Origin of the sequence: Paenalcaligenes niemegkensis (assembly GCF_022230885.1) — a bacterium.
GTDB lineage: Bacteria > Pseudomonadota > Gammaproteobacteria > Burkholderiales > Burkholderiaceae_B > Paenalcaligenes > Paenalcaligenes niemegkensis.
This window is the reverse complement of sequence record NZ_JAKGCT010000004.1, coordinates 2,070,296-2,087,193: the sequence shown is the minus strand read 5'-3', so window position 1 is coordinate 2,087,193 and position 16,898 is coordinate 2,070,296. Positions and strand designations below refer to the sequence as shown.

Here is a 16,898-nt window from a genome sequence, read left to right as displayed (position 1 = left end):
ATGATGATAGAGAACTTAACGCTAGGCATACAGACGGCTTTCCATCTGGAAAACTTTATGTACGCATTTCTTGGTGTGTTTATAGGAAATCTGGTCGGCGTTTTGCCCGGGATCGGGACCTTGGCCGCCATTTCCATGATCTTGCCTATTACCTATGGGTTAAGCCCCATTGCCGCCTTAATGATGCTTGCCGGACTGTATTACGGGGCAAGCTTTGGGGGGCAACCACTACTATTCTGTTAAATCTTCCGGGTACGCCTGTGCATGCGGTGGTCTGTGTGGATGGCCATCCCTTAGCCAAAAAGGGGCGTGCTGGACCGGCTATTTTTATTGCTATGATTGCTTCCTTTATCGGAGTGTCAGTCGGAATAGTTTTAATGGCGTTGCTCAGCCCCCTGCTGGCGGATGTTGCCTTCATGTTTGGGCCGCAAGAATATTTCACCCTGATGTTAATGGGCTTGCTGGCCGCCTCTACTTTGACATCTGGTGCTCCCCTTAAAGGGATTGCTTCTGTTTTTATTGGTCTGCTGTTTGGCGTAGTGGGTACGGATGTCATGACAGGCGTATCCCGGTTTGATTTTGGTATTTCTGCTCTGCAGGACGGTGTTTCCTTAGTTGTTTTAGCGACGGCGCTATTTGGTATTGCCGATGTATTGGCAAACGCTGGAAAGCTGGGTGATGGCAGTTTTATTACGAATACCAAAATAGACCGTAATAGTATTCGTCTCGAAAAGGGCGAGTTAAAGCAATCCGCCAAACCTATGCTGAGGGGGTCTGCAATCGGCTCGGTGTTAGGTGTCTTGCCAGGAGCCGGCGGCACGCTTGCAGCATTTATGTCGTATGCCATTGAGAAAAAACGTCTAAAACACCTGAACGTTTCGGTAAAGGAGCAATGGAAGGGGTATCGGGACCCGAATCAGCAAATAGCTCGGCAGCCATTACAGCGTTTATTCCTACCCTGACGTTGGGTATACCGGGGATGCGGTTATGGCATTAATGCTGGGAGCATTGATGATTCATAACATCACTCCTGGCCCGGCTATTATGGTAGAGCACGCCGATTTGTTCTGGGGCCTGATTATTAGCTTCTGGATAGGGAACTTTATTTTAATGGTGTTAAATGTTCCATTAATTGGTATGTGGGTGAAGCTATTAAAAATACCCTACCGTATTATTTTCCCGGTAATTTTGCTGTTAATCAGTATTGGTGTGTTTAGTGCTAACAATAATATATACGACGTGGTGATCGTTTTAGCAGTGGGGATTTTCGGCTTTTTAGCCTCGAGACTGGGTTTTCAGCCAGCACCTATGTTGCTCGGTTTTGTGCTAGGTCCAATGGTAGAGGAACACTTTAGACGTTCCTTGCTTATGTCTCAGGGGGATCTGTTGGTATTTTTTAAACAACCAATTAGCGCTGTATTTTTATCAATAAGTTTATTATTACTAGCTTTTGTGGCGTATGGAATGGTGAGGAAATCACTGAACAAAGATAAGGAGCCGCGGGTACAAGCCGCATGATATACGTTACCTGAACGAAGCAGGTAGCAATCCAAGTGGAGAGTTTTCTTTGAAAACTCTCCACTTTTTTATGAGGTCAGCCGAGTACGTATGCTTAATTACCATTAAAGCTCCGATTCTGGGGGCAATACAAGAAGGCTTACCGTTTGAAAGCTGTTTGGGCTTAAATGCATTTAAGTTAAGCGGCGAGCTAATTTTGCGGTCGTACCTGTTGCAGGCGGGAGAGACCGACCTTGACGCAATAGGTGTCGTTAGACAATGAGCATGGTAACGATATGCTGCGTGATAAGGGAGGGTTAGCTATCCAGGGCTCACAGCAGCCTTGATTGTTCAGGGAGCTCATAAAGTGGTGGGCTTTGATTATGGCTCTGCTTGGCAAGCTATCGAACTACGCCAGAGCGTTTTGGTTGTAATTGGGCGGGATTTACCTTCCGATAAAATTAAAGAGCAGTTTCAGCAATTATTTGTTGAGCATCATTGATCGAGGCTTTAAATTCTCAGCAGATACTAGCTATCCTGATCATTTGGTAAGCTGTTTTTTAGCCTATGCACACTATTACTGAGATGCATTTGCATAGCGCTACTGGCTAATAAAGGGTTTTGATTGTCTATGGCTCGAAAAATCTCTATATGCTCTTGATGAACACGGTTTAAATATTGTTGAATGACATCTTGGCTGTTATTTTGAATTTTAATGCGAGTCCTAGGGATAACGGCTTGTCCCAAATAAGACATGAATTTTGTAAAGTATTTGTTTTTGGTTGCATTAGCAATAGCCAAATGAAATTGAAAATCAATGTCTGCCGTATTTTCTTTGGCTTCTAATGCACTCTGAAAATCATCTAACGTTTTTTGCATTATCTCCAGATCAGCAGTTGTGCGGCGTAAAGCCGCAATACTTGCTGCTGCTGACTCAAGGCTTTGACGTAGCTCCATGACGTGAATGATGTCATGCAAGGTTTCCAGTGAGTCAGGGCTAATGTGAAAATTAAGAGTAGAGTTCGGCTCTAGCACAAAGGAGCCGATACCATGCCGTGTTTCAACCAACCCGGAAGCTTGAAGGTGTGAAATAGCTTCTCGTATGACAGTACGGCTGACTTTCATTGTCTCAATGAGTTCAGACTCAGTGGGTAACTTATCACCTCGTGCTAGTTTTCTGCTTTGAATTAACTCAGTGAGCTCTTGAATTACCTCTTGGGTAAGGCTCTGGGTCCTGCGGCGCGATGGTGGAGGTGTGGTTTGATTCATCATTGCTAAAACCATAATAAGTATTAGAAAAATAGGTTTTATTTAGTGATTTAGGTTAAATAAATTTTCTATTTTTTGTTGGTTGTATTTAAATAGGCGAGAGAAAAAATACCTGTTAATACAATTGCTCCGCCGAAAATCTGATTAAATCCGAATATTTGTTCAAGAAAAATCCAACCAAGAAAAAGGGAAGCTACGGGTTCTATGTTCATGGCAGGAGAGTTAGTGGCCATGTTGAGTTTAGGCGCAAACACGAATAAACCAATGAAAGAACAGGTATAGAGAAGCCCAACGAGCACAAGGGCTGACCAGCCTTTAGCGTTAAGGGGAGCTCCATCCCTCCTTCGATTACCGAGGTTGATGACAGAAATAAAATTAAAATTAAAACGATGCCAATAGTATAAATACTGCGTACCGGTCCGGCTAGTGAGACCAGCTTATGTTCGGTGATCCATAATGCGGTCGCAAAGCAGCAGGCTGCGCCAAAAGCAAAGCCGATGCCTACAAACCAGTGATAGTCTAGTAGGCTGTCTTTTGCCAGCCAAGAGGGCACATCTAAAACCCAAACCAAGCCCATCAATATTGCGCCCATAATCAACATAGATTGTTTTGTTGGTTTTTTCCTCCTAACCCCCAAGTCATCAACGCCAGTAAGATTGGAAATACGTTGGCCACCAACAACGCAATAGCGACAGGGAGCCTAGCCACTGCGGAGAACACACACAAGCTTTGCAAGGTAATCAGAGCTCCTAAGACAACTTGCCATGGACGCAGCTTCTTGGGTATGTGTAGAGATCGTTTTTGCAGTGCCAATAGAAAAGCCAATGTGAGAAAGCTAAGGCTGGCACGGAAAAAAATTGCAGTCAATAAGCCTGTTCCATTATCGAACGCAACTCGTGCCGCAACGTGATTTGCTGCAAAACCGCTGCCGAGGCATAAGATGATAGCAATCGAAATATGGCGAGGAAAAAAGCGGATTGCTCGGGGGTCATAGCGGCCCTGTTGAATGAGGCATTGGAAAAGTGCCTTTGACACCGGGATCAAGTTTGAATAGCGCGACAGAGCTCGCTTTTTCACCTTCTTTTTGAAGATGAGTGACATATAGCGTGCCTAAGTCATAATTGCCGAAACAGAGTTTGGTAGGTGTGGGAGTCGGTACATATACAGAACGTTCTAATACGCCATTTGGAGTAAACCGATGTATTACTCCGGCATCTATGCCACATATCCAGTAGCCGTCTAACTCGTCGATTGCGGCACCATCAGGACGGCCTTGACCTTCTTTTAGGGTGGCAAATAAGGTGCGTCCGGTAAGGATCCCTGCTTCCAACGCAAAGTCGTAGGTATGAATGGTTTTACAACTTGGGTGAGAGTCGGAAAGATAGAGCTTTGTTTGATCAAGATTGAAAGCAAGTCCGTTGCCTACTTTTAAACCGCGAACATGAGTGTGCAACTGGGACGGGGCGAGTGGATCCCAACATAATAAAGAGCCGTTTGCCGGATTGTCAGGGCTGAGAAGTAAGTTCTCTTCCACAGACGTCACCCAAATACGCCCTTTGGCATCCATGGCTGCGTCATTTAAACGCATCGACGAGATGGGGGTGTCGAAGGGAGCCAATAATAGCAGTTGAGCCTGTGTGGCACCCCAAGTTAGTTGGGTTCGATAGATACCCTTTTTGCCACAAACAAGCCATTGCCGTTTATAGTCAGGAAAAAGAGCGACAATGGGCTCCGTCGTTTCCCATGACGTATGTGTATGAGTGGCAGGGTTATATGCATGGATTCTATTTGCACTAATGTCCACCCAATATACACATCCATCACGATTGACCCATATTGGGCTTTCTCCAAGCTGAGTTGGGCTAGTGACTGCAACTTCGGCGTTAATGGCACCTGGTTTGGGTGAGTCATAGGGGCCTAAGGCAGTAAAACCACCTCCTTGGTATCGCCGTTGGGGGTGCCCGGGGGAGGCAATGGCTGAGTTGCTATTTCAGCTTTGAAAGAGTCAGTACTACTCAGGGGGTGAAAAGGAATTTTTTCGGTCCCTTCCGTGGACCACCAGCGAGGTGTATTGGCCGAAACGCCATAGATAAGCTGACAGCCGATATTGGGTGTTGTTAGGCCTGCATGTATTAGTTGTGTTAAGTCGTCATAGCTTAACCAAGTAGACAGCATACGATGATCTTTAGGTTGAGGAAAACTCGAACCAATACGAATGCATAAGCTTTCAATTCCCCAGCGATCATAATAATAATTGGCTAAATCCTCAGTAAAGGCTTTAGATATTCCATAAAAACCATCAGGCCGTCGTTGAGAGTGAATACTCACGGTTTCATCTTGAGGGTAGAAGCCCGTTACGTGATTTGAGCTGGCAAAAATAATACGTGTAATGCCATGTTGGCGGGCGGCCTCGTACACATTGTAGGATCCCAATATATTTGCCTGCAGAATGGGCTCAAAGGGACCTTCAAGTGAGATGCCACCGAAATGCAGAATAGCGTCTACCCCTTCGCATAAGTGCAGAACAGCTGCTGTTTGACTTAAATCGCAGGCAATAAACTCTTCATCATTTGTTAAGTTATGGATAGGAGTGACATCGCTGAGCCGTAACCGAGTGCAAATATTGGCTAAGCGCGGTCGTAATGCTTTTCCTAGACTTCCTGCAGCACCAGTGAGCAATAAGGTGTGAATAGGCGAAGTCTTCTGAATAGTGTGTAGGTTTGCCATGTCGTTAGTTGTCGTATGACTGTATTTGTTTTTGTCATCCATTTACTACTAAAACGGTGGAAAATGGTGTTTATTTGAGTCTACACCGTTGTTAGTGCTCTTATTATGGTGTTAACCCTAGGTTTGCTTTTACTTATCAAGTTGTATGATGACATCTAAGTTAACTGCATCTTGTTGGCCAGCAGCCTCCCGTCATGTGTAAAGGAAGATAATGAAGCGTTTTGATAACTACATCAACGGTGAGTGGATTACCGGTACAGAATATAAGCAAAACACTAGCCCTTCTGATGTATCAGTTGTAATCGGGGAGTATGCACAAGCTACTGCAGGACAGGTTCAAGATGCGACTCAAGCAGCAAGAAAGGCTTTTCCAGGTTGGGCGGTTAGCTCGATTCAGAAAAGGGCTGATGCGCTGGACAAAATAGGCAGTGAGATATTAGGACGTAGTGGTGAACTGGGTCGATTGCTTGCCCAGGAAGAAGGGAAAGTGTTGGTCGAGGCCGTCGGTGAAGTAACACGAGCAGGAAATATTTTTAAATATTTTGCAGGCGAGTGTTTACGCTTAACGGGTTCTATCCTTCCATCTGTGCGGCCCGGCGTGAACGTAGAGGTGGTGCGAGAGCCGGTCGGTGTAATTGGTCTGATTACACCTTGGAATTTTCCTATTGCTATACCTGCCTGGAAAATCGCTCCTGCTTTGGCATATGGTAATTGCGTTGTATTCAAACCGGCAGATCTTACACCCGGATGTGCATGGGAATTGGCCAAGATTATTGCGGAAGCTGGTTTACCCGCTGGTGTCTTTAATCTTGTTATGGGGAAAGGGCGCGAAGTAGGCAGCGCTATTGTCGAATCAGCAGAGGTTGATGCGGTTAGCTTTACTGGCTCTGTTGGGGTGGGGCGTGAAATTGCAGTGCGCTGCGTAAGTCGACAAGCAAAAGTGCAGCTGGAGATGGGGGTAAAAATCCGCAAGTGGTGCTAGATGATGCTGATTTAGAGCAAGCGGTAGAGCTCAGTCTGCAAAGCGCCTATTTTTCAACTGGGCAGCGCTGCACGGCGTCGAGCCGTTTGATCGTGACAGAGGGTATATATGATGAATTTAAAGAAAAACTATTAAAAAAATGCTCGCACTGCGTGTAGGGGATGCATTGGATTCAACTACGCAGATTGGCCCGGTCGTATCAGAAGCTCAGCTATTAAGTAACTTAGAGTATGCGCGAATAGGAGTGCAGGAAGGAGCGACGCTTCATGGAGGTGAAGCTTTGGAGTTGGGTACGAAAGGCTTTTATCAGCGTCCTGGATTATTTGTAGAGTGCGAGCCAGAAATGCGTATTTGCAAAGAAGAGATTTTCGGTCCCATAGCCAGCTTGCTTAAAGTGCAAGACTATGACGAAGCCCTGGCAATGGCAAATGACACACCCTTTGGGTTAGCCGCTGGTATTGCTACCCAGTCTTTAAAGTATGCGCAGCATTTTAAGCAACATTCTCAGGTAGGCATGGTGATGGTTAATCTGCCGACTGCAGGTGTTGATTATCACGTGCCTTTTGGGGGGCGCAAGGGATCGTCATATGGCCCCCGCGAACAAGCAAATTATGCAAGAGAATTCTATACCGTTGTGAAAACAGCTTATGTAGCTTAAGACTATATTTATAGTAAAAAACCAGGCAAATAAAAATCAAGGTTAAGGAGACAGCGATGAAAATTAAACAGAAAAAACCTCAGGCCGTAGCTGCTGGAATAACTAAAAAATGGACAGCAGTTTTTCTATTGAGCAATTTTTTAGTGGCAGGAAGTTTTGCCGTAAACGCTAAAACTTTGCGATCAGCAGATGTACACCCTAATACCTATCCAACAGTAATGGCCGTTGAATTCATGAGCGATCGCCTAAAAGAGCTCACAGATGGTGAACTGGATATTAAAGTATTTGCCTCTGGTCAGTTGGGTAATGAAAAGGCAACGATTGAGCAAACCCGTTTCGGTGTGATTGATATGAACCGAATTACGCTGGGTGAGGTAAACAATCTTGTAGAAGAAACGTTGGTTCTATCTTTACCATATACCTTTCGATCTGTTGAGCATATGCGCAATGTGGTAGACGGGCCTATTGGTAAAGAAATGCTGGAAGCGCTTGAACCACACGGTTTGATCGGCCTTACTTTCTTTGATGCTGGTACGCGAAATATTTATAACTCTAAGCGTGAGGTTCATAACTTAGAGGATTTAAAAGGCCTAAAAATCAGGGTACAGCCTTCAGATATATTTCTAGATATGGTGAACGCATTAGGAGCTAATGCCGTTCCCATGGGATTCAATGAAATGTACTCAGGCTTGCAGACCGGGGTGATTGATGGTACCGAGCAAAGCTGGCCAACGTATGAGTCTACCAATCACGTTGAGGTGGCTAAGTACTATTCATTGACTGAGCATTTAATGTTGCCGGAAACCTTGGTGATATCAAAGAGAACCTTTGACAAGTTAAGTGACTCACAGAAAGAGGCGGTATTTCAAGCAGCCGACGAGGCAAAGTTCAAAATGCGCGAGCTTTGGGATGAGCGGGAAAAAGAATCAGAGAGGATTGTGCGTGAAAAAGGAGCGGTCGTTACTGTGGTGGATAAAGCTCCGTTCATAGCAGCAGTAGCTCCAGTGCAAGAAAAGGCGTTAAAAAATGAGCGTTTAAAAGCCATCTTTGATCGTATTCAAGCTGTCGAGTAACGAGTGTTCGATGCATTTGCATCTAAAAGGATGCAAATGCCCCTTGAGGGTACAAGTATGAATGCGATGACTAGCAGTGCAGATATAAAGCAAAAGTGTAAGTTGCTGCAGGGCTTGGAAATAATTAATGCGGTGGCTCGATGGATTTCTCGTGTGTCGTTGCTCGTGATGACTGTCATTATTGGATGGCAGGTATTTGCACGTTATGTGTTGAATGACTCACCTAGCTGGAGCGAGAGCACATCAGTTTTATTAATGGGGTGGTTTGTACTCGTTGGTGCCGGAGCTGGGGTAAGACATAGGGATCATTTGGGTTTTGTGGTGGGGTTGATTCTAATGCCACCAAAGCTACGGCGATGGATCTCTGCTTTTGGGCATTTGCTTGTAGCGATATTCGGTTTCGGTATGGCATTCTTTGGTATGGACTTGGTTATTGGTACGTGGAATGTAATCATGCCAGGAAGTTTTCTTCCTCAAGGTGCGCATTATTTCCCCTTAATCGTTGGTGGCGTACTAATTTTTATTTTTAGTTTAGAGAAGTTAGTTGAAGAGCTCCAAAATAAAGAGGAGAACATTTCATGGAACAATTGATTTTGTTCGGTGTTTTTCTGCTTTTAATGGTGATGGGCATTCCAGTCGCCTTTGCTTTAGGAATATCGGCTCTAAGCACAGCTTTATATATGGGTTTGCCTCCATTAATCGTTTTTCAGCAAATGAGTGAGGGCGTTAGCTCTTTCTCCATGATTGCTATACCGCTCTTTATCTTTGCCGGTGAGCTAATGATGCGCGGTGGTGTAGCGGACAAAATGATTAACTTCGCAAGTAGTTTGGTAGGGCATATGCGAGGAGGATTAGGGCAGGTCAATATCATGTCGTCCGTATTCCTGAGTGGCATCTCAGGATCACCTATTGCAGACGCTTCGGCAATTGGCGGAATTATGGTCCCTCAGATGGTGAAAAGAGGGTATGCACGAAGCTATGCGGTGAACGTCACTATTAGTAGTGCTGTTATTGCACTAATGATTCCACCTTCTCCCAATTTAATTTTGTATGCGATCGCTGGTGGTGGCGGCATATCTATTGCTGATCTGTTTACCGCTGGTATTATTCCAGGCTTGTTACTGGCTCTCGCCTTATTAGTTACTGCTTATATACAAGCCATAAAAAAGGGTACCCGGCAGAACCTTTTGCTGGTTTTTGGTTTATCTTCCAGGCATTAATTGCAGCGATTCCTGCAATCGTCTTGATTTTCGTGATTTTTGGTGGCGTAAGGTTTGGTATTTTTACGCCGACTGAGAGTTCTTGCATTGCGGTTTTGTATGTTTTTTGCGTAATGCTCGTAATTTATAAAGGTTCTTCATTTCGCATACTGATTGAGGCCGTTAGCGCTGCTGCCCGAACAACAGCAATGGTGTTATTCATTATTGCAGCAGCTGCGGCTTTTGGTTGGTTTATGGCTTTTTTACAAATTCCTAATATGGTAATTGGGGGTATGAGTCTTGTTTCTGAAAGCCCGTATGTAGTGATGGCACTGATTTTAATTGCTTTGCTCTTGTTGGGGACTTTTATGGACTTGTCTCCTATGGTCATTATTTGTACTCCAATATTTTTACCTGTAGCGATAAATTTTGGCATTGATCCAGTTCATTTCGGGATCGTAATGATTCTTGCCGCAGGCATTGGTTTGTATACCCCACCTGTTGGAACCTTGTTGTTTGTGGGCTGTGCCATTGGGAAGGTAGGGGTAGGAGAGGTTTTAAAAACTATCTGGCCATATTATCTGGCGAGCTTAATGGTGTTATTGATCGTGGCGTATATTCCGTGGTTTTCACTTTGGCTCCCAGCTCTATTCCATTAAATATTGAGAGTTTTTGACATGAGTATTACCCATCAACCGCTTAATCCGCATTTAGGGCAAACAGTATTTATTACCGGGGCAGCGGGAACCATCGGAAAAGCGGTGGCGCTGGCTTTTTCGCAGTTAGGTGCAAACCTGGCTGTGATGGATCGGGTGGCCCCCGAAGTGTTAGGTAATTTAAAGGCTGAGCTATTAGCGGCGGGTGCTGGAAAGGTTTGTGAAATTCACGGTGATCTGGCTGATGTTCAGGCTCACGAGCGATGGGTGCATCAAATCGAAGAAGAATTAGGGGATATCCACTGCTTAATTAACAATGCGGGCGTAGGAGCTCCCCGCAGGGCTGACATGCTGGAACTAACGCCAGAAGCCTTTGACGCTGTAATGGATATTAATGTGCGGGGCACTTTTTTCCTTACCCAAAAAGTAATGACACAGATGTTGCAACAAAAGCAGATAAGCCATCCGCGCTCGATTATTAATGTGTCATCGATTAGCGTCGACGTGGCTTCTACGGAGCGGGCGGAGTATTGCCTGTCAAAATCGGCCTTAGGGATGTTAACCAAGTTATTGGCTTTACGTTTAGCTGATGCCAATATCCCTGTTTTTGATTTGCGCCCGGGGATTACGCATAGCGGTATGACGAAGCCAGTAGAGGCTCGCTATGACAAGTTAATAGCCGAAGGTCTTGTTCCTATCGGGCGATGGGGAGAGGGTGAAGACATGGCGGATATCGCTATCAGCCTGGCGAGTGGAAAATTTGCGTTCGCTACAGGGACCGTAATCCAGGCGGACGGTGGTTTGACTATCCCGCGCTTATAAAGAATACATTTTTGACATGGTGGAGACCATAGATGAGCTTAGACAAAAAATTGGTGCGCGTAGGCGTCGATATTGGTGGAACCTTTACAGATGTAGCCCTGGAAGTAGGTGCCGCACTTTTTACGACTAAAGTGCTGACTGATTACAGTGCTCCTGAACGTGCGATTCTGGCTGGGTTAAACCAGATACTGGAGCAGGCGGGTTGTACGTTTGGTGATATTGACGTGATTATTCACGGTACTACCTTGGCAACAAATGCACTGATTGAACGCCGAGGTGTTCCCACAGCGTTAATTACCACGGAAGGATTCCGGGATGTCATTGAAATGCGAACGGAAAATCGTTTCGAGCAATATGACCTCAATATTGTTCTGCCACCTGCCTTAATTGACCGCGAGCATCGCTATGTTTTGAGAGAACGTATGGATGCGCATGGCAAGACATTAATTGCGCCAAGTCCTGAAGATATTGAAACATTAATTAGTGAGATTGAGAAAAAAGGCTATGAAAGTGTTGCCATTGGTTTTTTGCATAGCTATGCGAATGGCAAGCACGAGCAGCAAGTCAGGGATGCACTCCAAGCACGATTGCCGCAGTTAAGTGTCTCGATTTCTTCAGAGGTGTCTCCGCAAATTCGGGAGTACGAGCGTTTTAACACCGTATGTGCGAATGCTTATGTCAAACCGTTGATCAAGTCCTACCTTTCCCGCCTGGTTCAAGAGCTAAAAGGCCAAGGCGCTGTATGCGATGTGTTTATGATGCATTCGGGTGGAGGCATCATTTCCGTAGAAACAGCTGCTGAGTTTCCAGTGCGGCTTGTAGAGTCTGGGCCTGCTGGTGGTGCTATTTTCGCCGCCTATATTGCTGAGCGTTATGGTTTAGAGTCGGTCTTGTCGTTTGATATGGGTGGTACGACGGCCAAGGTTTGTCTAATAGAAAACTACGCACCTAAGACTGCGAAGATTTTTGAAGTTGCCAGAACTTATCGTTTCAAGAAAGGCAGTGGCATGCCTATTTCCATACCTGTAGTTGAAATGGTTGAGATAGGAGCGGGTGGTGGCTCCATTGCGAGTGTGGATGGCATGAATCAAATTCGTGTTGGTCCGCGCAGTGCGGGTTCAGAACCGGGACCAGCATGTTATCAACGTGGCGGTGAAAGCCCCACAGTAACCGATGCCAACGTTGTGTTAGGCAAGCTAGATCCCGATTACTTTGCAGGTGGGCAAATGAAGCTTGACGCCGAGCTGGCTAAGCGCGCGATCAAGAAAGACATTGCTGACCCGTTAGGCTTGTCAGAGACTTCTGCTGCTTACGGGATTGTTGAAGTGGTTGATGAAAATATGGCGAACGCCGGACGCGTGCACGCCGTAGAGAGTGGCTATGATCTTGGCGGCTTTACCATGATCACATTTGGCGGGGCAGGGCCGGTGCATGCCGCGCGTTTATGCGAAAAAATGGCTATTGATGCCTTCCTTGTACCTTATGGCGCAGGGGTCGGATCGGCACTAGGATTTTTACGAGCACCATTTGGTTTCGAGTCTGCGCGTAGCGGATTTATGAAACTGACTGTCTTCGCTGCTGATAAAGTGAACCAGTTGCTCGCTTCCATGGAGCAAGAAGCTACTAGTTTTGCGCGACAAGGGTTGAAGAACGTGGACCCTGTCTTAGAGCGAGTGGCCTATATGCGCTATGCAGGGCAAGGTTGGGAAATCCCAGTCCAGGTGCCTGTAAGGGACTTTGCCCAAGAAGATAGTGCATTCCTTAAAAATGAGTTTGAGAAAGCGTATGTGCGCTTCTTTGGTCGAGCCATTGATGGCCTGGATGTGGAGATTGTAAGCTGGTCCGTACGTGCATCCAGCTCTCCTGCTGAAGTGAAGAAAATCAAAAAGGTTGAGCAAACTCAGCTAGCTGTTTCCGAAGGAAGCCGTTTGGTATTTGAGTCCAAATTAGAAAAGTTTGTCGAGTCTGGAATTTATAACCGTGATCGCCTTAACGTAGGGGATCAGGTAACAGGGCCTGCCATTATTGTTGAGCGGGAAACCGCCACGATGATTCCCTCTACGTTTATTGCGACAGTACAGACAGATCTTTGCCTCTTTGTTGAAATTGATAAGCAAGCTAAATAAGGTGGTCACGATGTCAGTCAAATCGAATCATATTCATAGTCAAGTTATGTGGAACCGCCTTATTTCGGTGGTTGAAGAGCAAGCCCTAACTTTAATACGCACAGCATTTAGCACCAGCGTTCGCGAAGCGGGCGATCTGTCTGCTGGTGTTTTTGATGAACAAGGGCGCATGTTGGCACAGGCCGTTACGGGGACTCCCGGTCATGTAAATGCGATGGCGGAAGCGGTAGGGCACTTTATGCGCGCCTTGGGTGTAGAGTCTATGGCCGAGGGAGACGTCTATATTACGAATGACCCGTGGAAAGGAACGGGACATTTGCATGATATTACCGTGGTATCTCCTGTGTTTCGTAAGCAAAAACTGATAGGTTTTTTTGCGTGCACGGCCCATGTGGTGGATATCGGCGGTAGAGGCTTTGGACCCGATGGTCGCGAGGTGTACGAAGAGGGTCTATTTATACCCATTATGCGTTTTGCCATTAAGGGAGAGGTCAATCGCGATCTGATTAATATCGTTCGTAACAACGTACGTGAGGCAGATCAGGTCGTAGGCGATATTTATGCCTTGGCAGCATGCAATGAAATTGGGGATCGCCGTCTTCAAGAAATGATGAGCGAGTTTAAGCTAGAGAACTTGGACGAGCTTGGCGAGTACATCTTAGAGAATAGCCGTATTGCTACATTGGCGAAAATCGCTGAACTTCCTAAAGGCAGCTTTAGTAATGAGATGCGTGTAGATGGCTACGAGAAGCAAATTACGATGCGCGTAAAGTTAACTATAGGGGAGGATCGCGTCGTAGCCGACTACGAAGGCACGTCAGGCGTAAGTGAGTATGGCATTAATGTGCCGTTGATTTATACCAAAGCATATTCTTGCTATGGCTTGAAATGTGCGATTGCCCCTGAGATTCCTAACAATGCGGCGTCCTTGGCACCGTTTGACGCTGTGGCGCCGGAAGGTTGCATTTTAAACGCTCAGCACCCTAGTCCTGTGGCCGTGCGCCACGTATTGGGGCACTTCATTCCCGATGTGGTGCTAGGCGCTTTACATCAGTTTTTGCCAAATCGTATTCCGGCAGAAGGCGCTGGTACAACCTGGAATATTCAAATTGGTGTGGACGCTAAACACAATGGACAGGGCAAGAAAGACTCAAGTCAGATTCTTATGTTCAATAGTGGCGGAGGCGGTGCCAGGCCAGAGTATGACGGCTTAAATGCGACCGCGTTTCCAAGTGGCATTCATACTATGCCAGTGGAGGCAACTGAGCAGGTCGGACCAATTGTGGTATGGCGCAAAGAGTTGCGGCCGGACTCGGGCGGAGCTGGGAAATGTCGTGGGGGCCTGGGGCAAGTGGTAGAGATCTCTGCAGCAGAAGGTTACACCATGGCGTTTAATGCCATGTTTGATCGAATCTTAAATCCCGCACTTGGCCGCGAGCAAGGGGGAAAGGTTCAGAAGGTAGTGTGCAGTTAAGTGATGGAACGGTTCTTCAAGGCAAAGGCTCACGAGTCCAGGTGCCGGAAGGTCAGAGGGTGAGGCTGACATTGCCTGGTGGTGGTGGCTATGGTGATGTTGAAGAGCGGGATCGTGCAAAAGTGATGAATGATGTTCGTAATGGCTACATCTCTCTAGATGCCGCCCGCGGCGTATACGGTATTGACGTTTAAGTTGGTTTAGACCTTGAAAACCGAGTGCGGTTTTCAAGTTTATTTAGCAAATCCCTAGTAACTCAGTGGCTCACAATTTAAGTCATAAATGTAGCCAAAGTCATAAGATGACATATGAGTTGGGGCGAGCGTATTTAATTGATTCAGGAGTTGTTATGAGCCCTCAGGAGCTAAAAACGGTTTTGTCTTCCGGTTTGCTGTCTTTTCCAGTGACGGACTTTGATGAAAATTTGGAGTTCAATCGTAATTCTTATATTGAGCGCTTAGAGTGGTTAGCACCTTATGGAGCTAGTGCGTTATTTGCTGCAGGAGGCACTGGTGAAGGCTTCTCTTTGTCTATGGATGAGTATGCAGATGTGATACGTACAGCGGTAGATACGTGCAAGGGTAAGGTGCCAATCTTGGCAGGTATCGGTGGCAATACTCGCCAAGCGATTCAGATGGGGGAGATTGCGCAGGAATGTGGTGCTGCCGGTGTGATGCTAATGCCGCACTATTTGACTGAAGCCAGTCAGGATGGCGTGGCGCAGCATGTGCATCAAGTTTGTCAGGCCCTGACCATTGGTGTAGTGGTCTATAACCGGAACGTATGTGAACTTAACGCTGATCATATGGAGTTCCTGGCCGACCGTAACAGTAATCTGATCGGGTTTAAGGACGGTATCGGCAAAATTGAGCTGATGTCAGGTGTACGGCGCCGTTTAGGTGATCGCTTGACTTATCTTGGCGGTTTGCCTACCGCTGAGGTGTATGCCGCTGCGTATAGAGCTTTAGGTGTACCAGTGTATTCTTCAGCTGCCTTTAACTTTGTCCCCCGCACGGCGATGGAGTTTTACACAGCGGTTTCTACCGGTGATACAGAAACAATGAATCGCTTGTTGGACGACTTCTATTTGCCGTACGTGAAAATTCGCAATCGGGGAGAAGGCTACGGTGTGAGTATTGTAAAAGCAGGTGCTCGTTTGGTCGGGCATGGCGCTGGTCCAGTACGAGCTCCTTTGCTTGAGTTAAGCGGCGAAGAAGAGGAAATGCTGTCGGAGCTAATTACTAAGCAGGGTACTCAATAAACTAAAGTGTGGACGCCCTTTCAGGCTACTTCATAGTGGCTTGAAAGGATGCCTCTAGATGTAGGAGAGCACCCGTGATGTATATCGACAATGCTGAGGTTAGGCAGTTATTGGTTCCACAGCAGTTGGAACAAGTATTAGAAACGGCTTACTTATCCTGGCAGCAGGGACATGTGGCAATGCAGCCCAGGTTCAGAACCGAGGTGGATGGGTTTAGGTTGGTTTCAATGGGGGCAGTCATCCCTGAGCTCGGATATGCTGGAAGCAAGCTATATAGCTCTTACATGGGAAAACTGTGTTTTAGAGTCGTATTATTCAGCACCAAAACGGGTGGAGCTGTTGCCACCTTAGAGTCAAACGAGATGACTCCTATTCGAACTGCGGCCAGCAGTTTGATTGCGGCAAGACGCTATGCGAACCCCCAAGCCCATACGCTTGGTGTTTTCGGACTTGGCCCTCTTGGGCTTGAGCATATCAGGCAGTTTGTGGCGGCTTTCCCGATTCAGAGGGTCTATGTATGTGATCCTTATCTTTCTACGAATGAAGTGAAACAGAAGCTGTTTGACTTGCAGGTGGAAATTGAGCATGTCAGTGCTGAGACTGCAGTATTAAAGAGTCAAATTGTAGTGACTGCCACTCGTTCACTAGAGCCCGTTTTTGATGGTGATCATTTACAAGCAGGCAGCTTTGTGGCCGCAATTGGGTCATGCCTGTCACATGCTCAAGAAATTGATGAAAAAGTGATTGAGCGTGCGGCTAAAGTTATTGTTGAATGGCCCGAGCAGACCTTAAAAGATACTGGGGATTTGGTATTGTTTCCTGATCAGAAGAGTCTGCTAAGCAAACTTGAGGCTCTAGCAGATACGATTCAAAAACCGGCTATAAGCTTTAATAGTTCGGACATCATTGTTTATAAGGCGGTTGGTATTGCCCTAACTGACATTGCAGCAGCAGCTCTAGTATTGCAGCAGAAGAGGTCAATGTCAGAGGCGAATACATGAGCTAAAACAATGTTGCCAGGAATGGGTTAAAGACAAGCTGTTGTATAGCCTTGCTTATTTATTTACTAGAGCAGGAATAAAAAAGGATTCTATTTTTAACGACATTGTAACTAAATAAAATGAGAAAAATCTAAACGTATCTATCATCGTGGA

The 16,898-nt window shown here is 46.1% G+C and carries 12 protein-coding genes and 4 pseudogenes; 12 read left to right on the top strand and 4 right to left on the bottom strand.

Going from position 1 to position 16,898, the window contains the following annotated elements:
• Positions 1-3: 3 nt before the first annotated feature.
• Positions 4-1,518 (top strand): annotated as a pseudogene (locus L1889_RS19275) (tripartite tricarboxylate transporter permease).
• Positions 1,519-1,819: 301 nt separating this feature from the next.
• Positions 1,820-1,999: pseudogene (locus tag L1889_RS14170) on the top strand (GTP-binding protein); the annotation flags it as partial.
• 26 nt (positions 2,000-2,025) lie between these two features.
• Here L1889_RS14170 and L1889_RS14165 read toward each other — a convergent pair.
• The 4 genes from L1889_RS14165 to L1889_RS14150 form a co-directional block, all read right to left on the bottom strand.
• On the bottom strand, positions 2,026-2,769 hold the full coding sequence (locus L1889_RS14165; RefSeq protein WP_238665642.1) for a FadR/GntR family transcriptional regulator: 744 nt from the start codon (positions 2,767-2,769) through the stop codon (positions 2,026-2,028).
• Positions 2,770-2,834: 65 nt separating this feature from the next.
• Positions 2,835-3,128 carry an EamA family transporter gene (locus L1889_RS19270; RefSeq protein ID WP_372871767.1) on the bottom strand — a complete coding sequence of 98 codons (294 nt, stop codon included), beginning with the start codon at positions 3,126-3,128 and terminating at the stop codon, positions 2,835-2,837.
• A gap of 626 nt (positions 3,129-3,754) precedes the next feature.
• Positions 3,755-4,654 (bottom strand): SMP-30/gluconolactonase/LRE family protein, encoded by a 900-nt coding sequence (locus tag L1889_RS14155; RefSeq protein ID WP_308217682.1) that lies wholly within the window; start codon positions 4,652-4,654, stop codon positions 3,755-3,757.
• 29 nt (positions 4,655-4,683) lie between these two features.
• Positions 4,684-5,535, bottom strand: coding sequence for an NAD-dependent epimerase/dehydratase family protein (locus L1889_RS14150; RefSeq protein WP_308217648.1), 852 nt, complete (start codon positions 5,533-5,535; stop codon positions 4,684-4,686).
• Between the two features lie 169 nt (positions 5,536-5,704).
• Between L1889_RS14150 and L1889_RS14145 the strand changes: the two are divergent.
• The 10 genes and pseudogenes from L1889_RS14145 to L1889_RS14100 all read left to right on the top strand — a co-directional run bounded on the left by L1889_RS14145 (position 5,705) and on the right by L1889_RS14100 (position 16,745).
• A pseudogene (locus L1889_RS14145) lies at positions 5,705-7,133 on the top strand (aldehyde dehydrogenase family protein).
• A gap of 56 nt (positions 7,134-7,189) precedes the next feature.
• Positions 7,190-8,206, top strand: a complete 1,017-nt coding sequence (locus L1889_RS14140) for a TRAP transporter substrate-binding protein (RefSeq protein WP_238665639.1) — start codon at positions 7,190-7,192, stop codon at positions 8,204-8,206.
• A 57-nt stretch (positions 8,207-8,263) separates the two neighbouring features.
• Complete coding sequence (locus L1889_RS14135; protein WP_238665638.1) at positions 8,264-8,797, top strand: TRAP transporter small permease; 534 nt, start codon at positions 8,264-8,266, stop codon at positions 8,795-8,797.
• Positions 8,785-10,064, top strand: a pseudogene (locus L1889_RS19265) (TRAP transporter large permease). Before L1889_RS14135 ends, L1889_RS19265 begins: the two are co-directional and overlap by 13 nt.
• An 18-nt stretch (positions 10,065-10,082) precedes the next feature.
• Entirely contained in the window at positions 10,083-10,883 is an 801-nt protein-coding gene (locus L1889_RS14120; RefSeq protein ID WP_238665636.1) for a 3-ketoacyl-ACP reductase, read from the top strand.
• A 32-nt stretch (positions 10,884-10,915) separates the two neighbouring features.
• Positions 10,916-13,009, top strand: coding sequence for a hydantoinase/oxoprolinase family protein (locus L1889_RS14115; protein ID WP_238665635.1), 2,094 nt, complete (start codon positions 10,916-10,918; stop codon positions 13,007-13,009).
• A gap of 10 nt (positions 13,010-13,019) precedes the next feature.
• Complete coding sequence (locus L1889_RS14110) at positions 13,020-14,483, top strand: hydantoinase B/oxoprolinase family protein (protein ID WP_308217647.1); 1,464 nt, start codon at positions 13,020-13,022, stop codon at positions 14,481-14,483.
• Complete coding sequence (locus tag L1889_RS18890) at positions 14,474-14,677, top strand: hypothetical protein (protein ID WP_308217646.1); 204 nt, start codon at positions 14,474-14,476, stop codon at positions 14,675-14,677. Before L1889_RS14110 ends, L1889_RS18890 begins: the two co-directional genes overlap by 10 nt.
• Before the next feature lie 155 nt (positions 14,678-14,832).
• Positions 14,833-15,744 (top strand): 5-dehydro-4-deoxyglucarate dehydratase, encoded by a 912-nt coding sequence (gene kdgD, locus L1889_RS14105; RefSeq protein ID WP_238665634.1) that lies wholly within the window; start codon positions 14,833-14,835, stop codon positions 15,742-15,744.
• Between the two features lie 77 nt (positions 15,745-15,821).
• Positions 15,822-16,745 carry an ornithine cyclodeaminase family protein gene (locus L1889_RS14100; protein ID WP_238665947.1) on the top strand — a complete coding sequence of 308 codons (924 nt, stop codon included), beginning with the start codon at positions 15,822-15,824 and terminating at the stop codon, positions 16,743-16,745.
• The last annotated feature ends 153 nt before the right edge of the window (positions 16,746-16,898 follow it).

Coding starts and splice junctions, on each gene's coding strand:
- kdgD (WP_238665634.1), top strand. CDS start 14,833: ATGAGCCCTCAGGAGCTAAAAACGGTTTTGTCTTCCGGTTTGCTGTCT.
- L1889_RS14115 (WP_238665635.1), top strand. CDS start 10,916: ATGAGCTTAGACAAAAAATTGGTGCGCGTAGGCGTCGATATTGGTGGA.
- L1889_RS14120 (WP_238665636.1), top strand. CDS start 10,083: ATGAGTATTACCCATCAACCGCTTAATCCGCATTTAGGGCAAACAGTA.
- L1889_RS14135 (WP_238665638.1), top strand. CDS start 8,264: ATGAATGCGATGACTAGCAGTGCAGATATAAAGCAAAAGTGTAAGTTG.
- L1889_RS14100 (WP_238665947.1), top strand. CDS start 15,822: ATGTATATCGACAATGCTGAGGTTAGGCAGTTATTGGTTCCACAGCAG.
- L1889_RS14110 (WP_308217647.1), top strand. CDS start 13,020: ATGTCAGTCAAATCGAATCATATTCATAGTCAAGTTATGTGGAACCGC.
- L1889_RS14140 (WP_238665639.1), top strand. CDS start 7,190: ATGAAAATTAAACAGAAAAAACCTCAGGCCGTAGCTGCTGGAATAACT.
- L1889_RS14150 (WP_308217648.1), bottom strand. CDS start 5,535: ATGGATGACAAAAACAAATACAGTCATACGACAACTAACGACATGGCA.
- L1889_RS14165 (WP_238665642.1), bottom strand. CDS start 2,769: ATGATGAATCAAACCACACCTCCACCATCGCGCCGCAGGACCCAGAGC.